The 20,012-nt window shown below is 65.9% G+C and carries 15 protein-coding genes; 9 read left to right on the top strand and 6 right to left on the bottom strand.

All coding sequences use genetic code 11. The annotated features are described in order from the left end of the window. Positions 1-74 precede the first annotated feature (74 nt). Entirely contained in the window at positions 75-278 is a 204-nt protein-coding gene (locus tag C1926_RS00405) for a YdcH family protein (protein ID WP_079224582.1), read from the bottom strand. Between the two features lie 83 nt (positions 279-361). Between C1926_RS00405 and ttcA the strand changes: the two genes are divergently transcribed. Genes ttcA through C1926_RS00420 form a run of 3 tightly spaced genes read left to right on the top strand, consistent with a single transcriptional unit; the run spans position 362 to position 3,072 of the window. Continuing rightward, positions 362-1,291, top strand: coding sequence for a tRNA 2-thiocytidine(32) synthetase TtcA (ttcA, locus tag C1926_RS00410; RefSeq protein WP_108757890.1), 930 nt, complete (start codon positions 362-364; stop codon positions 1,289-1,291). Positions 1,292-1,327: 36 nt separating this feature from the next. Beyond that, positions 1,328-2,233 carry a recombination-associated protein RdgC gene (locus tag C1926_RS00415; protein WP_005411825.1) on the top strand — a complete coding sequence of 302 codons (906 nt, stop codon included), beginning with the start codon at positions 1,328-1,330 and terminating at the stop codon, positions 2,231-2,233. A 59-nt stretch (positions 2,234-2,292) separates the two neighbouring features. After that, positions 2,293-3,072 (top strand): SprT family zinc-dependent metalloprotease, encoded by a 780-nt coding sequence (locus C1926_RS00420; RefSeq protein WP_079224586.1) that lies wholly within the window; start codon positions 2,293-2,295, stop codon positions 3,070-3,072. Between the two features lie 294 nt (positions 3,073-3,366). On the opposite strand, the gene C1926_RS00425 is transcribed toward C1926_RS00420, so the two are convergent. Beyond that, entirely contained in the window at positions 3,367-4,239 is an 873-nt protein-coding gene (locus C1926_RS00425; RefSeq protein ID WP_108757891.1) for a methylglyoxal synthase, read from the bottom strand. A gap of 162 nt (positions 4,240-4,401) precedes the next feature. On the opposite strand from C1926_RS00425, the gene C1926_RS00430 reads away from it, so the two are divergent. After that, a complete protein-coding gene (locus tag C1926_RS00430; protein ID WP_343125647.1) occupies positions 4,402-5,808 on the top strand; it encodes an ATP-binding protein in 1,407 nt (468 codons plus the stop codon). Here C1926_RS00430 and C1926_RS00435 read toward each other — a convergent pair. From C1926_RS00435 to C1926_RS00445, 3 genes are all read right to left on the bottom strand, one after another. After that, on the bottom strand, positions 5,794-7,239 hold the full coding sequence (locus C1926_RS00435; RefSeq protein WP_108757893.1) for an FAD-dependent oxidoreductase: 1,446 nt from the start codon (positions 7,237-7,239) through the stop codon (positions 5,794-5,796). The genes C1926_RS00430 and C1926_RS00435 overlap by 15 nt on opposite strands. Positions 7,240-7,300: 61 nt before the next feature. Then, positions 7,301-11,755 (bottom strand): glutamate synthase large subunit, encoded by a 4,455-nt coding sequence (gltB, locus tag C1926_RS00440; protein WP_108757894.1) that lies wholly within the window; start codon positions 11,753-11,755, stop codon positions 7,301-7,303. Between the two features lie 173 nt (positions 11,756-11,928). Next, positions 11,929-12,318 (bottom strand): I78 family peptidase inhibitor, encoded by a 390-nt coding sequence (locus C1926_RS00445; protein WP_079225454.1) that lies wholly within the window; start codon positions 12,316-12,318, stop codon positions 11,929-11,931. A gap of 116 nt (positions 12,319-12,434) precedes the next feature. On the opposite strand from C1926_RS00445, the gene C1926_RS00450 reads away from it, so the two are divergent. Then, positions 12,435-13,487, top strand: coding sequence for a DNA topoisomerase IB (locus C1926_RS00450; RefSeq protein WP_108757895.1), 1,053 nt, complete (start codon positions 12,435-12,437; stop codon positions 13,485-13,487). A gap of 33 nt (positions 13,488-13,520) precedes the next feature. Here C1926_RS00450 and C1926_RS00455 read toward each other — a convergent pair whose 3' ends face one another. After that, positions 13,521-13,865, bottom strand: coding sequence for a hypothetical protein (locus C1926_RS00455; protein WP_108757896.1), 345 nt, complete (start codon positions 13,863-13,865; stop codon positions 13,521-13,523). 196 nt (positions 13,866-14,061) lie between these two features. On the opposite strand from C1926_RS00455, the gene C1926_RS00460 reads away from it, so the two are divergent. From C1926_RS00460 to C1926_RS00470, 4 genes are all read left to right on the top strand, one after another. Further along, on the top strand, positions 14,062-15,168 hold the full coding sequence (locus tag C1926_RS00460; RefSeq protein ID WP_108757897.1) for an SDR family oxidoreductase: 1,107 nt from the start codon (positions 14,062-14,064) through the stop codon (positions 15,166-15,168). Positions 15,169-15,728: 560 nt separating this feature from the next. After that, the gene (locus tag C1926_RS21390) at positions 15,729-15,890 is read left to right on the top strand and encodes a hypothetical protein (RefSeq protein ID WP_159095012.1); all 162 of its coding nucleotides are present in this window, start codon (positions 15,729-15,731) and stop codon (positions 15,888-15,890) included. Between the two features lie 516 nt (positions 15,891-16,406). Next, a complete protein-coding gene (locus C1926_RS00465) occupies positions 16,407-18,527 on the top strand; it encodes a peptidase domain-containing ABC transporter (RefSeq protein ID WP_108757898.1) in 2,121 nt (706 codons plus the stop codon). Further along, positions 18,524-19,768: an HlyD family efflux transporter periplasmic adaptor subunit gene (locus C1926_RS00470; RefSeq protein ID WP_108757899.1), complete on the top strand. Its 1,245-nt coding sequence runs from the start codon at positions 18,524-18,526 to the stop codon at positions 19,766-19,768. The genes C1926_RS00465 and C1926_RS00470 overlap by 4 nt, the downstream gene beginning before the upstream one ends. Positions 19,769-20,012: the final 244 nt, after the last annotated feature.

Here is a 20,012-nt window from a genome sequence, read left to right on the forward strand (position 1 = left end):
TCGACGGCGAACCGGCGTGGAACGCCGACATCCCGGACAGGTAGATCCACGCCATGCGTGGATGGGGACCGCGCTTACGCCGGCTCGTCGGGAATCTGCAGGCTTTCCAGCTTGGCGATGCAGTCCTTCAACTGCAGCTTGCGCCGCTTCAGCCGTTTCGACTCCAGCTCGTCCTCGCCATTGGCGGCCATCCGGGTGATCTGTTCATCCAGCACGCGGTGTTCGGCGCGCAGGGCGACGAGGCGTTCGACGATCTCGGCGGGGCTATAGGTATCCACAGCCTCCGAGCATACACAGCGCCGATGACCATCGGGAGAGGGCGGCCCCGCGCCGCGGCCGGCGCCGGCCCCAAGCCGGTAGAATGGAGCCCATGAGCGCCGTGATTTCCCTGCCCGATCCCCTGCCGCGTGCGACTGTCGCACCGCGCCGGGACGTGGGCGCGGAGCACCGGCTGGCAAAGCGCCTGCGCCGCCAGGTCGGCCAGGCCATTGCCGACTTCGGCATGATCGAGGCCGGTGACAAGGTCATGGTCTGCCTGTCCGGCGGCAAGGACAGCTACACGCTGCTGGACCTGCTGCTGCAGCTGCAGAAGAAGGCGCCGGTGCCGTTCGAGCTGGTGGCGGTGAACCTGGACCAGAAGCAGCCCGGCTTCCCCGAACACGTGCTGCCGCAGTACCTGGCCGGCCTGGGCGTGCCGTACCAGATCATCGAGCAGGACACCTATTCGGTGGTCAGCCGGGTCATCCCCGAAGGCCGCACGATGTGTTCGCTGTGCTCGCGCCTGCGCCGCGGCGCGCTGTACAACCACGCCGAGAAGCACGGCTTCACCCGCATCGCGCTGGGCCACCACCGCGACGACATGGTGGCCACCTTCTTCATGAACCTGTTCCACCACGCCAAGCTGTCGGGCATGCCGCCGAAACTGCGCAGCGACGACGGCCGCCACGTGGTCATCCGCCCACTGGCCTACGTACGCGAGCACGACATCGTCGCGTACGCCCGGGCCCGTGATTTCCCGATCATCCCGTGCAACCTGTGTGGCAGCCAGGAAAACCTGCAACGCCGCCAGGTCGGGCTGATGCTCCAGCAGTGGGAAAAGGACCATCCCGGCCGCATCGACCAGATCGCCCGGGCCATGGGCCAGATCCACCCCTCGCAGCTGGCCGATGCCAGCCTGTTCGACTTCATGGCGCTGGGCCGTCGCGACGCTGCACCCGTGTCCGATGCCCATGCCTGGCTGGCCGGTTTTCCGGCCGACGCCGACGCAGTTCCCGAGACGCCCGCCGCTTAAGGTGGGACGCCCTTCCTCTTCGCCATCCGGAATTCCATGTTCTTTCGCAACCTGACGTTCTTCCGTTTCCCGACCACCACCGATTTCTCCGAAGTGGACACCCTGCTGCCGCACGCCCTGCTCAAGCCGGTCGGTGCGCTGGAAATGAATTCGCGCGGCTTCATCTCGCCCTTCGGCCGCGAGGAGAAGGAACTGCTGTCGCACCGCATCGCCGAACACCTGTGGCTGACCGTGGGCGGCGAGGACAAGATCCTGCCGGCGGCGGTGGTCAACGACCTGCTCGAGCGCAAGCTGGAGGAGATCGAGGAAAAGGAAGGCCGCCGCCCCGGTGGCCGCGAGCGCAAGCGCATGAAGGACGACCTGCTGCATGAGCTGCTGCCGCGCGCCTTCGTGAAGTCCTCGCGCAACGATGCCTTCATCGACCTGCAGCACGGCTACGTCGCGGTGGACACCTCCAGCCGCAAGACCGGCGAGTACTTCATGTCCGACATCCGTGGCCTGCTCGGCAGCTTCCCGGCCATGCCGCTGAACGCCGAAGTCGCGCCGCGCTCGATCCTGACCGGCTGGATCGCCGGCGAGCCGCTGCCGACCGGCCTGAGCCTGGGCGAAGAGTGCGAGATGAAGGACCCGGTGGAAGGCGGCGCGGTGGTCAAGTGCCAGCACCAGGAGCTGCGCTGCGACGAGATCGACAAGCACCTGGATGCCGGCAAGCAGGTGACCAAGCTGGCCCTGATCTTCGAGGACAACCTGTCCTTCGTCATCGGCGACGACCTGATCGTGCGCAAGCTGAAGTTCCTCGACGGTGCCCTGGACCAGCTGGAGCATGCCGACGAAGACGGCCGCCGCGCCGAGTTCGACGCCCGCTTCGCCCTGCAGAGCGCCGAGATCCGTCGCCTGTTCCTGTTGCTGGAAGAAGCCTTCAAGCTCAGCAAGGCTGACTGAACAGGCACTGCGCGGGCCGCCGGTCATCCAGCGGCCCCGCGCAGCGCTATGCTGGGCACATGAGCCGCCTGCTGCGCCGCCTGATCGGCCCGACCCCGCCCGCCACCGTGCAGCGCGACACCGTTCGCCTGCGCCTGGATGATGCCGAGATCGAGGTACTGCGCGTGCGCGATCCACGCGCGCGCCGCATCAAGCTGAGCGTGGACGAGCGCGGTGCGCGCCTGACCCTGCCGCCGCGGGCGAGCCTGGTGATGGGCGAGCGCTTCCTCGAACAGCACCGCGACTGGCTGGCGCAGCAGCTGCGCGTCTACCAGGACAACGGCCTGCCGGCGCCGCTGCAACCGGGCGAGGGCGGCATGCTGCCGCTGCGCGGCGAACTGCTGCCGGTGCGCTGGCAGGAAGGCCGCTTCGCGCGGCTGGAGATCGACGGCAACGGCGCCTGCGTGCAATGGCCGACCCGTGCCGGCGATGCCACCCTGCGCCGCCTGCTGCGTGAGTTCTACGAGGCGCAGACCCGCGCCGACGTCGGCCGCTGGCTGCCGAAGTACCTGCCCGGCCTGCCACGCGCACCCAGCCGCGTGCGGCTGAAGGTGATGTCCTCGCAATGGGGCTCGCTGGCCCCGGACGGCAGCATGGCGCTGGACCTGGCCCTGGTGCTGGGCCGCCCGGACGCCTTCGAATACGTGCTGGTGCACGAACTCTGCCACCTGATCCAGCCCAACCACTCGCCCGCGTTCTGGCACGAAGTGGAACAACGCTTCCCCGCCTGGCGCGAACAGCGCGATTACTTCCAGCTGGAAGGCCGCAGACTCAAGGCCATGCTGCGCCAGCTTTTGTAGCGTCGAGCTTGCTCGACTGCGGTTGATTCCGGCACCGCGCCCAGTCGAGCAAGCTCGACTCTACAGAAGCGTGCGCAGCGCGCGACCCGCTCCTGCTCTTTGTTTCTTCTTCCGTGGCGGCACGGAAACTGTCCGTGGCCGGGTGGGGTGGGTTGCGCAGGACCGCAGGCGCCATGGATGGCGCCTACGAGCCCCCAGGGATGGGTTTACGGCGTGTCCTGCGCAGCCCACCCCACCCGGCCAAGCCACGACGCCAGTCGACTAACAGTCGACTCTACCTGCCGTTGGCCGCAATCATGACCGGGCCGCGCGCAGCGCCGCCGCCGTCGCCCAGCGTGCCGCCACCCGCGGTGCGGTAATGCACACCGCCTCGTCGGTCACCGTCGTCACCGCCCGCTCCAGCAGCTGGATGTCAGCCTCATGCTGGCGCGCCACGTGCGGATCCTCGAAGAAGATCGCGCGCTGGCAACGCCCCTCCAGCACCCGGTCGGCAATCTGCGCATCACCGCCCATCGGGCCGCTCTGGTAGCGCGTCACCCACGGCGCATCGCTTGGCCAGCCGCGGCTCCAGGCCAGTTCGTTCAGGCGCTGGCCGGTGGTGCCGGTCGCCACGCGCTCGCCGAAGCGCGCCAGCACATCGAAGTGCTCGTCGGCGAAGGCCAGCATCGCCGGCTTCATCGCATCGTGGGCGATCAGCGCCAGGGTCTGCCCCTCGAACGCGTGCAGGTCATCGGCGCCGGTATCGGCCGCCAGCCCAGCGTGGATGCGTTCGTTCTCGATCCAGTCGCGCGCGGTGGCCACCGTCGAAATGAACGGCTTGCCGTGGATCACGCACTGCCGCTTGAGCGCGGTCGCTTCGGGAAACACCGACGAAGGATCGACCGGATCGATGAAGTAGATCGCACCATCGAGGGTCCGCTCCGGGCCCATGCCGACCACTTCGGCCACCAGCTTCATCAGGCCACCCTGGCGCCCGTAGGGATAGCGCCGCAGGCCTGCATAACCGGCCAGGAAGCCGTTGCGCTCGATGGCGTCGTGGGTGCGCCCGACCGCATGCAGGGACACGCCCAGCTCGCGCAGGCCCGGCTCGCTGGCACGCAGCCAGCGGAACAGCGCAGCGCGCGCGTCATGGTGGTGCAGGCGGTTGGCGGCCAGGCCGATGCGCATCGCGGGCTCCCTCAGTGGTAGAGGCGGCAGTGTATGTCGCTATCAGCACGCTGGAGCGTTTTGCAATTTTCCTCATTGCTGCTGCGCGCCGTGTCGCTAGCGTGGCAGGTGGCTGCTGCGTCGTGCAGCCGTGTGTCCGGCCTGCGGCGTGAGGAGTTCTTCGTGAGTGTCGCTGGTTGTCCTGATGCCGCCGCTGCGCACCGTCGCTGGCGTTGTGGCGGCGTGCTGCTGGTCCTGCTGGTGGCCCTGCCGGTCGCCGCCAGCCATCCACAGCCGTGGCCGCGCGGGTTGGCCGTCGCGTTGCTGGCCCTGCTCGGGCTGGGCCTGCTGCATGCCCTTGGACGCTGGCGGCTGCGTCGCGAAGTGCAGCGCCGCCGGGCACTGCAGCAGCGCCTGCAGATACTCAGCGCTGGCCTGCCGGCGGTGGTCTATCGGGTGCGGCGCAGCGGCAGTGGCGATTACAGCGTGCCCTACCTTGCGGGTGACGTGCACGCCCTGTTCGGCATGGACGTGGACAGCGCGCGCGTCGAGCACGCACGCCTGCTGGCGGCCGTGCACCCCGACGACCGCGCATCGGTGATGGCCCATGTCGAGGCCGCGGCACGGGTGCGCGGGCCGATCGACGTCACCTTCCGCAGCCAGGGGCGGATGGGCTGGCGCTGGGTGCGCTCGCACGGGCGACCGCTGCCCCGTGGCGACGGTGACAGCCACGCGGTCGAATGGCGTGGCTACTGGATGGACGTGACTGAAGCACGGCGGCATGCGAGTGCCCTGGACGAGGCCCGCCGCGAGGCGGAGCAGGCGGTCGTGGCCAAGGCCCACTTCCTGGCGGCCATGCGTCAGGAGATCGGCGCGCCGATGAACACCCTGGTGGGCATGCTCGATGGCCTGGCCGGTACGCGGCTGGACCCGCGGCAGCGGCACCTGCTGGCCAGCCTCGAGGAGGCCGCCGTGATGCTCCGGCAGATCCTCGACGAGGTGCTGGACAGCGCGCGGCAGCCGATCGGCAGCCGGCCCCCGCAGGCCGTGCCGACCGACCTCGCCGCGCTGCTGCGGGGCGTGCAGCGCCTGCTGGCACCACTGGCCGCGGGCAAGGGCCTGCAGCTGCGCTGCGTGCTGGATCCGGCGCTGCAGGCCCGCTCGAGGGTCGATGGCCTACGCCTGCAGCAGATCCTGTTCAACCTGGCCGGCAATGCGCTCAAGTTCACCGCGCACGGCGGGGTGGAGCTGCGCCTGCAGGTGCTTCGCCAGGCCGCCTCGGGCCAGTACCTGCGCGTGCAGGTGGCCGACACCGGCGTGGGCATCAGCCCGGCGCGGCAGCAGGCGGTGTTCGCGCCCTACACCCAGGCCGAAGCGTCCACCCCGCGCCGCTTCGGTGGCAGCGGCCTGGGCCTGGCCATCTGCCGCGAGCTGGCCACCGCACTGGGCGGCGAACTGCAGCTGCACAGCATTCCCGGCGAGGGCACCACTGTCAGCCTCGACCTGTACCTGCCCGCGTGCGACGCCCCTCCAGCGTCGGCGCCACGGGCCGCACAGGCGGCGGCGACGGCCGGATCAGTGCGCCAGTAGACGCACGATGCTGGCCGCGGCGTCGCGGCCCTCGGCGACGGCAGTCACCACCAGATCCGCGCCGCGCACCGCGTCGCCACCGGCGAACAGGCGCGGGTGGGCGGTCTGGTACGGCAGCCGGTCCTTGCCACCGGCCACGATGCGGCCGTTGGACTGGCCTTCCACGCCGTGTTCGGTCAGCCACGCCGGCAGGGTCGGCGAGAAGCCGAAGGCAATGATCACCACGTCCGCCTCCAGCAGCGATTCGCTGCCCTCGATCGGCACCGCGTTCTGGCGGCCATTGGCATCGGGTTCGCCCAGGTGGGTCTCGACCACGGTCACCCCGATCACTTCGTCATCGGCACCGGCTTCGATCGACAGCGGCTGGCGGTTGAACAGGAAACGCACGCCCTCCTCGCGCGCGTTGGCCACCTCGCGCGCGCTGCCGGGCATGTTGGCCTCGTCGCGGCGGTAGGCGCAGGTCACCTTGGCCGCGCCCAGGCGCACGGCGCTGCGCACGCAGTCCATGCCGGTGTCGCCGCCGCCGAGCACCACCACGCGCTTGCCGTTGAGGTCGGGCAGGGCGATGGTGTCCTCCCAGCCGGCAATCGGCCGGCCCTTCGGATCATCGCCGCTGACGATGCGGCTGTTCTGCACCAGGAACGGCAGGGCCGGCAGCACGCCCTTCAGGTCCTGCCCGTCCAGCCCGCCATCGGTGTAGCGGTAGGCGCCGGTGCCGACGAAGACCGCATCGTGGCTGTCCAGCAGCTGCTGCACGCTGACATCGCGGCCGATCTCCACGCCCAGGCGGAACTGCACGCCCATGCCCTCCAGCACCTCGCGGCGGCGGTGGATCACGTCCTTGTCCAGCTTGAAGCTGGGGATGCCGAACTGCAGCAGGCCGCCGATCTGTTCGTAGCGGTCATAGACCACGGCGGTGATGCCGGCACGCGCCAGGCGGTCGGCGCAGGCCAGGCCGGCCGGACCGGCACCGATCACCGCCACGCTCTGGCCGGTGGGCTGCACCGCGCCCAGGTCCGGGCGCCAGCCGCTGGCCAGGGCGGTATCGACGATGTACTTCTCCACCGCACCGATGGTCACCGCGCCGAATTCCTCCAGCGTGCAGCTGCCTTCGCACAGGCGGTCCTGCGGGCAGACGCGGCCGCACACTTCCGGCAGCGGGTTGGTGCTGTGGCACAGCGTGGCCGCTTCGTGGATGCGGTTTTCCTGCACCAGCTGCAGCCACTGCGGGATGGCGTTGTGCACGGGGCACTTCCAGCTGCAGTACGGGTTGCCGCAATCCAGGCAGCGGCCGGCCTGGTACTGGGCGTCTTCCTTGCCGAACTTGCCGTACAGCTCACCCCAGTCGCCGGAGGTGCGCAGTTCGACCGGGATGCGCTGCGGCATGGTCCGGGGCAGGTCGAGGAACTGGAAAGCGTGCTTGCGGCTCATGGCTGGCTCTGGAATGCGAAGGGGAACGTTGCCGGCCAGTGGCCGGCACTACCGGGCGGAATCACGCGGCGCGTCGCAGGGTTTCAGTCAGCGACTCGATGCTGGCGGCCTTGGGTTTGACCAGCCAGAACTTGCCGATGTAATCGCGGAACTCGTCCATGATCTGCTGCGCCCAGATGCTGCCGGTCAGCTCGCGGTGGCGGCCGATCAGGCGGTGCAGGTGCTGGCGGTAGTTCTCGAACCCCTCGGCCGACACGCGGTGGATGTCGATCAGCTCGTGGTTGTAGCGGTCGACGAAATCGCGATCCACGTCCAGCACGTAGGCCAGGCCACCGGTGAAGCCGGCGCCGAAGTTCAGGCCGACCTTGCCCAGCACCAGCACCACGCCGTCGGTCATGTACTCGCAGCAGTGGTCACCGGCACCCTCCACCACCGCCAGTGCGCCGGAATTGCGCACCGCGAAGCGCTCGCCCGCGCGGCCGGCGGCGAACAGCTCGCCACCGGTGGCGCCGTACAGGCAGGTGTTGCCGATGATGGCAGTGCTGCGGGCCTCGAAGCGCGCGCCACGCGGCGGGCGCACCACCAGGCGGCCGCCGGCCATGCCCTTGCCGACGTAGTCGTTGGCTTCGCCTTCCACTTCCAGATGCAGGCCGCCGACGTTGAAGGCGCCGAAACTCTGCCCGGCGCTGCCGCGGAAGCGCAGTTCCAGCGGTGCCTCGGCCATGCCCTGGTTGCCATGCGCGCGGGCCACGGCACCGGCCAGGCGGGTGCCGATGCTGCGGTCGGTGTTGTGGATCAGGAAGCGGTGTTCGCCGCCCTGCTTGTGTTCGATGGCCGCGGCCAGCAGGCCATCCATCTGCGTGGCCAGGCTGTCCGGCGATTCGTACAGGCGCTGCGCGGCGCAGTGGCTGCCTTCGTAACGGGCATCGGCCAACAGGCGCGACAGGTCCACGCGCACGCCATCGCGCGGCGCCGCCTCGATCTGCCGCAGCAGGTCGGTACGGCCGACGATCTCCTCCAGCGAACGCGCGCCCAGGTAGGACAGCCAGCCACGCACTTCCTCGGCCAGCAGGCGGAAGAAGTTCTCCACGCGCTCGGGCTGGCCGGTGAAGTGGTTCTCGCGCAGGCGGTCATCCTGGGTGGCCACGCCGGTGGCGCAGTTGTTGAGGTGGCAGATGCGCAGGTACTTGCAGCCCAGCACGATCATCGGCGCGGTGCCGAAGCCGAAGCTGTCCGCGCCCAGCAGCGCGGCCTTGACCACGTCCAGGCCGGTCTTCAGGCCGCCATCGGTCTGCAGCAGGGTGCGCCCGCGCAGGTCGTTGGCCAGCAGCGCCTGGTGCGCTTCGGCCACGCCCAGTTCCCACGGCACGCCGGCATAGCGGATCGAGCTGACCGGCGAGGCGCCGGTGCCGCCGTCATGGCCGGAGATGGTGATCAGGTCCGCACCGGCCTTGACCACGCCGGCGGCAATCGTGCCAACGCCGGCATGGCTGACCAGCTTCACCGACACCAGCGCGGTCGGGTTGACCTGCTTGAGGTCGTAGATCAGCTGCGCGAGGTCTTCGATGGAATAGATGTCGTGGTGCGGCGGCGGCGAGATCAGGCCGATGCCCGGCTTGGCATAGCGCAGGCGAGCGATCAGCTCGTTGACCTTGTGGCCGGGCAGCTGGCCGCCTTCGCCAGGCTTGGCGCCCTGGGCGACCTTGATCTGCAGCACTTCGGCGTTGACCAGGTATTCGGCGGTGACGCCGAAACGGCCCGAGGCCACCTGCTTGATCTTGCTGCGGCGCTGCGTGCCGTAGCGCGCGGGGTCTTCGCCACCTTCGCCGGAATTGCTGCGGCCGCCGAGGCGGTTCATGGCGATGGCCAGCGCTTCATGCGCCTCCGGCGACAGCGCGCCGAGGCTGATGGCGGCGGTGTCGAAGCGCGGGAACAGTTCGCTGGCCGGGGCCACCTCGTCCAGCGGTACCGGCGTGCCCGCCGGCACCAGTTCCAGCAGGTCGCGCAGCGCCGACGGCGGCCGTGCATGCACGGCATCGCAGTACTGCTGCCACGCACGCGGGTCACCGCTGCGCGCCGCGCGCTGCAGGGTGGTCACCACGTCCGGGTTGTACATGTGGTATTCGCCGCCGTGCACGTACTTCAGCAGGCCGCCGACATCCACGCCCTGCTGCGCATCCCAGGCCTGCGCGCACAGCTCGCGCGCATCGGCATCCAGGCGCGCGAAACCGGCGCCACCGATGCGCGAGGCGGTATCGGGGAAGCACAGGTCGACCACCTCCGGTTCCAGGCCGATGATCTCGAACAGCTGCGCGCCGCGGTAGCTGGCCACGGTACAGATGCCCATCTTCGAGATGATCTTCGACAGGCCCTTGTAGACGCCCTTGCGGTAGCGGCGGCCGATCTGCGACTGCTCGCCGCCCTTGCTGAGCTTGAGGATGCCGCGGCGGCCCAGGTCGAACAGGGTCTGGTAGGCCAGGTACGGGTACACAGCGGTGGCACCGAAGCCGAGCAGGCAGGCCATGTGGTGCGGGTCGCGGGCGGTGCCGGTCTCGACGATCAGGTTGACGTCGCAGCGCAGGCCCAGGCGCGAGAGGTGGTGGTGGATGGCGCTGGTGGCCAGCAGGGCGTGCACCATCGGCCGCCCGGCCACCGGGTAGCGGTCGGACAGCAGCAGCATCACCATGCCCTCGCGGGCAGCCTGCTCGGCCTCGGCGCAGATGCGCTCGATGCCGGCGCGCAGGCCTTCGTCCTCGCTGTAGGACAGGTCGAGCAGGCGGTTGGCCTGCACGTACTGGTCCATCTTCAGCAGCTGGCGCAGCTTGCGCTGGCTCAGCACCGGCGAGTTGAGGATGACGTGGTTCACCGTCTCCGGGCCGGCGTGGAAGATGTTGGTCTCCTTGCCGAGCTGGGTGGACAGGGACATCGCGCAGTCTTCGCGCAGCGGGTCGATCGGCGGGTTGGTGACCTGCGCGAAGGCCTGGCGGAAGTAGTCGTACAGCGGGCGGCTGCGCTGGCTGAGCACGGCCATCGGCGTGTCATCGCCCATCGAGCCGGTGGCTTCCTGCTCGGTCTCGGCCAGCGGCCGCAGCACCTGCTCCACTTCCTCGCTGCTGAGCTGGTACAGCTTGTGGTAGCTGCGCAGGGTGCCCTCGTCGAAGGGTTCCTCCACCAGCGAGGGATCGATCAGTTCGGTCTGCAGGTAGGTGACGCCCTGCTGCAGCCACTGCTTGTACGGCGCGCGGCCACGGTTGATGCGGTCGATGGCTTCCGAATCGAGCAGGTCGCCGCGCTTGAGGTCGATGGCGATCATCTCGCCCGGGCCGAGCTTGCCCTTGCGCACCACGCGCTCGGTCGGCACTTCCCACACGCCCGCTTCGGAGGCGACCAGGAAGTGGCGGTCGGCGGTCAGCATCCAGCGCGCCGGGCGCAGGCCGTTGCGGTCCAGCGTACACACCGCATAGCGGCTGTCGCAGGCGACGATGCCGGCCGGGCCGTCCCACGGCTCGCTGTTCAGGCCATGGAACTCGTAGAACGCGGCCAGGTCGGGATCCTTGAACTCCAGCGACTGGGTCGCTGGCGGCACCAGGATGCGCAGCGCCTGGATCAGCTCCATGCCACCGGACACCATCAGTTCCAGCATGTTGTCCAGGCTCTGCGAATCCGAGCCGTGCATGGAGATGACCGGATCGAATTCGCCGATGTCGAAGCGCGGGGTCTTCCACACCTTGCTGCGCGCCTGCGCCCAGCGCCGGTTGCCTTCGATGGTGTTGATCTCGCCGTTGTGGGCGAGCATGCGGAACGGGTGCGCCAGCGGCCAGCGCGGCAGCGTGTTGGTGGAAAAGCGCTGGTGGAACACGATGGCGCTGGAGGCCAGTTCGCGGCGCTGCAGGTCCGGGAAGAAGCGGCTCAGCTTGTCCGGCAGCACCATGCCCTTGTAGCTGATCGCGTTGGGGCTGAGGGTGGTGACGTAGTAATCGGCATGCTCGCGCAGCTGCTGTTCGCTGCGGCGGCGGGCCAAGAACAGCGCCAGCGCGAAGCCGCCGTCATCCTGGCCGACACCGGCGTCGACGAAGACCTGTTCGATGCGCGGCAGCGTGTCGCGGGCCAGCTGGCCGCAGACGCTGTCATCGGTGGGCACCTCGCGCCAGCCCGCGACCTTGCAGCCCACCGCTTCCACCTGCGCCTGCAGCTGCGTGCGGCAGGCCTGGGCGGCGTCGGCATCGTGCGGCAGGAACACCAGGCCGGCGGCGAAGCGCGCGCCCACGGTGATGCCGGCTTCGCTGGCCAGCAGTTTCAGGAAGGCATCGGGGCGGCGCAGCAGCAGGCCGCAGCCATCGCCGGTCAGGCCGTCGGCGGCGACGCCGCCACGGTGGGTCATGCGCGAAAGCGCGGCGATGGCGGTGTCGACCAGTAGACGCGAGGGCTGGTCGTCAAGCTGCGCGACCATGCCGAATCCACAGGCATCGCGCTCGGAGCGCGGGTCGTAAAGCCCTTGGCGGTTGCGGGGGGCCATCTCTACCTCGATGCGTAATGAAATGAGCAGGGACACTCGTGCCCGCCCAATCCCTGGAGCGCATCATGAGGCCACCGGATGCCTCGACTAGATCACAGTTGTTGCAACGCCGCAATACACGGTTGCGCGTGCAACCAAAACGCCGGCAAACCCTTGCCGGCGTTGGCTTTCACTCAACCGCAGCGGGCGCCGCTGACCAGGCCCTTTTCGTCCACTTCGATGTTCAGGCGATCGCCCAGGAACTCCATCGTGGCCACGTCGCTGGGCTTGAGCACGCGCACCTGGCTGGCGGCGGCATCTTCCTGGGCCTGCTTGCCCAGCGCGTCGGTGTAGGCCTGGCCGACCAGGCTCTGCACCTGGCTGGCATCGCAGTTGCCGGCCGGCGGTGCTTCGGTGGCCTTGCCGGCTTCATCGGCCGGGGCCTTGGCGGCTTCGGCGGCCTGCTGGGCGTGGGCGGTGGCCGAATCCTGCTCATCCAGCGCGGGCGCCTGGCAGGCGGACAACGCCAGCACGGCCGGCAGCAGCAGGGCGGAGAGCGAACGGGCGCGGATCTGGAACGGCATCATGACTCCGGAACGGAAGGGACTGTGAAGACCCGAGCATAGCCGCCCGTGGCCCCTCACGTGTTTGTCTTGCGTTATTGACGTGGCCACGCCGCGCTGATCGCCACACTGGCGGCATGTCTCCTGCCCCCACCCCCGAACGACAGGCCGCACGCGCGGCGGGCCTGCGCTATGTCGATGACACCCAGCCCGGCATCAGCCGGCGCCGCGCAGGCAAGGGCTTTGCCTACCGCGATGCCGATGGCCATGCCGTGCGCGATGCCGCCACCCTGCAGCGCATCCGCGCGCTGGCCATCCCGCCGGCCTACACCGCCGTGTGGATCTGCGCCCATGCCAACGGCCACCTGCAGGCCACCGGCCGCGATGCGCGCGGGCGCAAGCAGTACCGCTACCACGCCGACTGGGCGGCGGTGCGCGATTCGGGCAAGTTCGACCGCACCATCGCCTTCGGCGAAGCATTGCCGACCCTGCGGCGCAGGCTCAGCCGCGATCTAAAGCCGCGCGGTTTCCCCCGCGGGAAGGTGCTGGCGGTGGTGGTCGCGCTGCTGGCCGACACCCTGGTGCGGGTGGGCAATGAAACCTATGCCAAGGAAAACAAATCCTTTGGCCTGACCACGCTGCGCAACCGCCACCTGGACCTGCTGCGCGGTGGCCGCGTGCGCATGCGCTTCCGCGGCAAATCCGGGCAGCTGCACGAGGTGACCGTGGGCGACCGCAGGCTGGGCACGCTGGTGCGCGGCGTGCAGCAGCTGCCGGGGCAGGCGCTGTTCCAGTACCGCGACGACGACGGTGTCGTGCAGCCGGTCGATTCCGGTGCGGTCAATGACTACCTGCGCGAGGTGATGGGCGAGGATTTCACCGCCAAGGACTTCCGTACCTGGGGCGGCACCCTGGCGGCGGTGCAGACCTTCGCCGCCACCGAGCTGCCGGAGCCGGCCAGCCAGCGCGCGCTGGCCAAGGCGCAGCGCGAAGTGGTGTGCCAGGTGGCCGCGCGGCTGGGCAATACGCCAGCGGTCTGCCGCAAGGCCTATATCGACCCCTGCGTGTTTGCCGGCTGGGAGCGCGGCGAGCTTGCGTCGCTGGCGGGCCTGCGCGGCCCGCGGCAGTGGGAGCAGGCCACGCTGAAGGTACTGCGCCGGGCGCGACGGCTGGCCAAGCGCAGCGCCTGAGCGCTGTGTCGCGTCGCGATTGCGCGACGGCGCTTACCCGCAATAGATGGCGGTGATGTTGTTGGTGCGGCCGGTTTCGATGGTCAGGCGATCACCGCCCTCCTGCGCCGCACCCGCCGCCGGATCGGCATTGCCGCTGGCGGTGTTGCCGCTCTGCTCGCGGCTGCCGCGGGTGACCTGCACGTGCAGGCTGTCGCTGTCCACGCGCGCGCGCTCGACGGTCATCGCCGAAGCGGCCAGGCCCACGGCGCCGCGCACCATGTTGGTGTGGCACTGGCCGGAAATCACGCCATCGATCGGCTGGATCTGGGCAACCGGACTGCTGCTGCAGGCGGCAAGGGCAAAGCAGACGGCGGCGGTGGCAATCGCATGTTTCATCTGGGCATTCCTCGTGTCTTGGCCTGAAGAGTGCGACGACACGCGTGGTGGCGGAATGAATGCCATGCACGCGGTGGACACGGTGCGCTCACCGCCACCGACAGCGCGGGCAGGGACACTGCACGAGCGGCGCACGCCGCCCCCGGTAGTGCCGGCCGCTGGCCGGCAACCCCATCCCCCTCCCGAGGAGACCTGCATGGCCACCACCAAAAAGACCCCCGCCCGCCGCAAGGCATCGCCCAAGGTGCGCAAAGGCAGCACCACGGCAAAGACCGTCGCCGAAACCGACCGCCCGCGCGTGGTGAAGACCGCCACCCGCAAGGCCGCGTCGAGTGATCCTCGCGCGGCCCGGGTGGCCTCGCGGCAGCGGCGCCTGCAGGACCAGGAGAAGGCCAAGGACGCACGCGCCACCAGGAAGGCGACGAAGAAGACCACCACCCAGGCGGGTGCGCGCCGGCAGCCGGAAACCATGCCGGCCCAGCACCTGGCCAAGCCCGGGCATGAGCATGCATTGGAACTGGCGCCGCGTTTCCTCGCCCCGGACTACGTCGGCAGCGGCAAGCTGCAGGGCATGCGCGCGATCATCACCGGCGGTGATTCCGGCATCGGCCGCGCCGTGGCCGTGCTGTTCGCCCGCGAAGGCGCCGATGTCGCCGTGCTGCATCTGGATGAAGCGGAGGACGCGGACATCACCCGCCAGCACGTGGAACGCGAAGGCGGGCGCTGCGTGGTGATTGCCGGCGACGTGCGCGATCCACGCTTCTGCAACAAGGCGATAAAGCAGGTGGCCAAGGCGTTCGGCGGCATCGACATCCTGGTCAACAATGCGGCGTTCCAGCTGCACTGCGAGCGCCTGGAAGATCTGGAGGACGCGCACCTGCAGGAAACCCTGCAGACCAACATCGGCGGTTACATCCAGATGGCGCGGGCGGTGCTGCCGCATCTGGGCGAGGGCGCCAGCATCATCAACACCGGCTCGGAAACCGGCCTGTTCGGCAGCAAGGCCCTCATCGACTATTCGGCCACCAAGGGCGCCATCCATGCTTTCACCAAGGCGCTGGCCAGCCAGCTGCTGCCGCGTGGCATCCGGGTGAACTGCGTGGCCCCGGGGCCGGTGTGGACGCCGCTGAACCCTGCCGACAAGCAGGCCGAGGACGTGGCCGAGTTCGGCAAGGACAGCGACATGGGCCGCCCCGCGCAGCCGGAAGAGCTGTCACCGGCCTATGTATTCCTGGCCTCGCCCGCGTGCGCCAGCTACATCAGCGGCGCGATCCTGCCAGTGATGGGCGGTCCGCGGGGATAGGGAGAACGTGGCCCGCGTAGACGCAAGTCGTTATTGCCAGCCCTGGGACGCACTTTGACCTCAGCCCATTGGTTAACTACTCGATGGGCAGCGGACAACGACAAAGCGCGCTGCGTGACGCCTTTGGCGTGTGGTGCTGCTGCATCAACCTGCGGCGGTACTCACTCGATCTGGCAGAGAGTTCAGCTCCTGCTTCCTATGACTTGGTCCGGAGGCTGCTGGATCTTGGAGTGCTGCACATCGACGACCCTCGTTGCCTCTCTCGGCGGCAGAGCTGAGAACGGCGGCAGCGAGTGCATTCCTGCCAACGCAGCACAACCATGCAGATGACTCGGACCCGGAAACGCCATCCGATACAGGTCGTATCCGGGAGGTCAACGCAATCTCTGTGGAGTGCACACCTTGAAGCTTGCCCTCTGACAGTCTGCAACTATTTCTATGTACATGAGCTTTTCTTGAGGTACATCGTGAATTGCGGTGTAGATACGCAGCACTGCACTAGATTCTGCTCGCTGTGTTGCCGCAGATGACGATCCATCCATCAAGAAAAGGAGTACTACATGAAGGAAATTTCTGCAGATCAGGTTGATTGCATTTCAGGCGGATGGCTGCCTTGGGCTGCTCTGGGCGCAGCTGTCTATTACGAACGAAATGAAATCGCGGACTTTGTCGGAGGTGTTCTGGATGGATTCAACGGAACCAACCATATGGAGCCAAGCTAAATGAAGGAAATTCGAGAGCTGCATGGCGATGAGATCGACGCGATCTCCGGCGGAGACTGGCAAACCTGGAACTGGGGAAGGATGGTTGGGTCGGCACTAGGCGGCGCTTGGAATTCAATGAAAGAGTATGCGGCCTCTGACGAGTCTTCGACTGACGTCATAGTCTAGTTGCTCTTGTGGCGCCGGATGCCGGGCACTTTTGCCCGGCATCTTCCATTTTCTTCTGCGGAGCCAACAGTGCAGCCGGACCATTCACGAGGTAAGAGAAAAAATGGCGATTTCTACATTTTTCGGATAAAAAAGCGAGACATCCATCTTCTTTGCGTGATCGCTTTTCTCTGGTTCCTCTGGAGTCAAGGTGGAGAGATGTACATCCTTCTCTCAAACTTAATCTTGAGCTTTGCGCGATAGTTTCCTGATCAGGCTGAACATCCGCTGGAGGCGATGAGTGCGATCGCATGCGGGGCGGTTCAGAAGGTATTCAATGGAATATATTAAAGATGCCGGGGGCGATGGATGGATGCCCTGACTCAATCTGAGGTGGCCGAGTGTGGTCTTGCATGCTTGGCAATGATCGCGGCACATCATGGCAACAAGATCGGGCTTCGGGAGCTTCGTCGCCGACATCCGCTCTCCCTCAGGGGAGCCGCCCTTTCTCACATCATTGACGTTGGTGCAAAGCTCGGATTTCGATGCCGCCCCTTGAGCCTGGATATGGAGCATCTAAGCCAGTTGTGCCTGCCTTGCATCGTGCATTGGGATCTCAATCACTTCGTGGTGATTGAGAAGGTCCATCAAAAAAGTGTCACTGTCCTGGATCCAGCTTTTGGTAAGCGTAAGCTATCGTTCGCCGAGGTCTCCCGACACTTCACCGGCATCGCACTTGAGCTACATCCAACTGCAGAATTTCAAGTCACACCATCTCCGGCTGCGGTGTCGATCAAGCAATTGACCGGTAAGATTGAAGGGCTGTGGCGATCGATCGGCTTGCTCCTGTTGTTGTCAATTGCGCTTCAAGTTTTCGTTCTGATAGCACCATTCTTCATGCAATGGACAGTTGATCAGGCTCTAGTTGCTTCCGATGAGGATCTTCTGACCGTACTCGGCTTGGGCTTCGGCTTGGCGACTCTGCTTCAGATATGTATCGGGCAGGTTCGCGGCAGAGCGGTAATCTACCTGTCGAACAGGTTGAGTCTGCAGTGGACTGGGAACGTATTTCAGCACCTCATGCGCCTGCCCTTGGATTTTTTTGAGAAACGGCATCTGGGTGACTTGAACTCAAGAATGGGCAGCATCCAAGTTATCCAGCGAACACTGACGACAAGCTTTGTTGAGGCACTGATCGACGGTCTGATGATGGTAGTGACGCTTGGCATGATGCTGCTGTACAGCTGGAAGCTCGCGCTGGTTACCCTGCTCGCCGTTGGCCTGTACGCAGCCGCGCGCGCATTAGCGTTTGGTCCTCTTAGACGCGGAACCGAGAACCAGCTGATCGCGGAAGCTAGGCAGCAAAGCCACCTGCTTGAGTCAATCCGCGGGGTTCAGTCAGTGAAAATCTCGGGACGAGAGTCAATTCGTCAAGCTGGCTACTTCAACCTGATGAACGACGCGACGAATCGCAGTATCTGGCTCTCGAAGTTCGGATTGAGCTTCACTTGCGCAAGCCAGTTGGTGTTTGGTCTGGAACGCATCGCGGTCATTTGGATTGGCGCACTTCTGGCAATGGAGAGCGTGTTCTCAGTGGGCATGCTGATCGCCTACCTTGCCTACAAGGATCAGTTCTCACAGCGCATGGGTGCCTTGATCGATAAGTGGGTAGAGTTCCGCATGCTTCGCTTACATGGCGAGCGGCTCTCTGACATTGTTCTCATGGAGCCAGAAAGCCAAACTTCCAGGTCAGGTAGCCTGCCCACTAAGGATCTGCGCATCGAGGTCGACGGTCTTGGCTTTCGCTACGCTTCTGGCGAGCCGTGGGTACTCAGGGACTGCAGCTTTGCGATTGAGGCCGGTGAATCGGTTGCCATCATCGGTCCCTCTGGTTGTGGGAAGACAACCTTACTGAAACTTCTGCTCGGCCTTCTGCAACCCTCCGAAGGCGAGATTCTAGTCGGCGGTGTGCCTCTTTCGAATATTGACATGGACGCCTATCGTAGAGTGATCGGTGCTGTAATGCAGGACGACCAGCTTTTCGCAGGAAGTGTCAGTGATAACATTTCCTTCGAGGATGACGATTTGGACGAAGATCGAGTGCGTGGGGCCGCTCGGCTAGCTGCCGTGCACGACGATATCACTGCAATGCCAATGGGATACAACAGCCTGATCGGAGACATGGGAACATCCTTGTCGGGAGGCCAAAGGCAGAGAGTAATTCTCGCAAGAGCCTTGTACCGCAATCCTCGCTTGCTCTTTCTTGACGAGGCGACAAGTCATCTGGATGTGGATCGAGAGAGGTTGGTCAATGATGCTGTGCGGAAGCTCGACCTCACCCGAGTGATCATTGCTCATCGCCCTGAGACAATTGCTAGTGCTGACCGAGTTCTCGTCATGCATGCGGGCACGGTTGTCCGGGGGCTGAAGCGAAGCCCTTCCAACTCTGTGGCAGACGAAGAGCAGGGTGAGAAAGTGGCGACGACATGAGCGATTTGTTTCGCAGGGAAGCGGTGGATGCACAGCGGCGCAGCTGGCTCGGCTCCATATCACTTGCGCAGCCTGTTCGATTATGGATTCTGGCGCTCTTCGCAGCGTTAGCTACCTCTGCAGTTGTCTGCTTCCTGTGCTTGGGTGAGTACTCGCATAGGTCGCGGGTGCTTGGTGAGCTGGTACCAGATCTTGGGCTGTCCACAGTCGTCGCTCCCTCTGCAGGGGTCGTGGCAAGATTGAATGTCGAAGAGGGTGACCATGTTCGTCTTCAAGATGGACTGCTGACAGTGACTGTTCCAAGAGTCACTTCCTCCGGTCGCGATGCTGTCTCTACCTTGCTCAAAGCCCAGAAGAACAGAATCGCAAGCGTGAGCGCGATAAGTGAATTCCAGGATAGACAGTTTTCAGTCCAGCAGGACGGCGCGAAAGCACAGCGCAGCGCGATGCTGCAAGAGCTAGATCAGATTGAGTCCGAGATCGAGACACGGGGAGAGCAGGTAAGGATCGGGCGCGAGACGTTGGCTCGATACAGAAGCGTTGAGGATCAGCGCTATGTGAGTCTTGTTCAGATCAACCAGCAGGAGCAATCGACTCTCGAAATGGTCAACGCACAGCAGGCGCTCCGACGTCAGGCGACATCCATTCGGCGGAATCTGGCTGAACTGGAGCAGCGGCTGGCGGAGATTCCTCAACAGAGGCTGTCGACCAAGGCTGCGGCTGAGCTTGACCTGGCGGCACTGAGCCAGGAAACCATTCGAATGGAAGCCGATGGCGAGCTCCTTCTTCGCGCTCCCGTAGCGGGTCTCGTCGCGAGCCGCCTGGTTGAGGCCGGTCAGGCCGTTCAGCCGGGTCAAGCAATTCTCAGCTTGTTACCCGAAGGGTCTGAGCTTAGAGCACAGCTGCTTGTCCCAAGCTCCGCGATAGGTTTCATAAAAGTGAGCGATCGAGTTCTGCTGAGGTACCAAGCATACCCCTACCAGAAATTCGGTACTCATCAGGGGACCGTAGTTCGTATCTCCCGAAGCGCGATGATGAATAGCAAAGAGAGCAGCGATCCAAAGCAATCCCTGTATCGTGTCCTCGTTTCGCTAGACCATCAGGACGTACTGGCATACGGAAACCGCGAGCCGCTGCGTCCTGGCATGCAACTTGAAGCGGACATCATGGGGGAACGTCGACGGCTCTATGAGTGGTTACTTGAGCCGCTCTACTCGGTCACTGGTAAATTTCAGGAATAGTTGGTCCACAACAGGTTCGCCGCTTGGCTTCAGCCTCAGCATTTCACTCCTTGGTCAACTACAGCCTGAGGAAAATCCGGCTGCCAACCGAATTCCAAAGTACGGAGCATGTCCGGCTGGTTACGGGGCTCGCCAATGAAGCCTCGGTTACAAGGCAAGAACCGCAGCCATTTCAGTAGGCCCATCCCCCACCCCTACCGTTCGTCGGCCCATGACTTCCGGGGGGTTGACTACAACTGTCGTC

The sequence above is a fragment of the Stenotrophomonas sp. ZAC14A_NAIMI4_1 genome (assembly GCF_003086915.1).
Taxonomy (GTDB): Bacteria; Pseudomonadota; Gammaproteobacteria; order Xanthomonadales; family Xanthomonadaceae; genus Stenotrophomonas.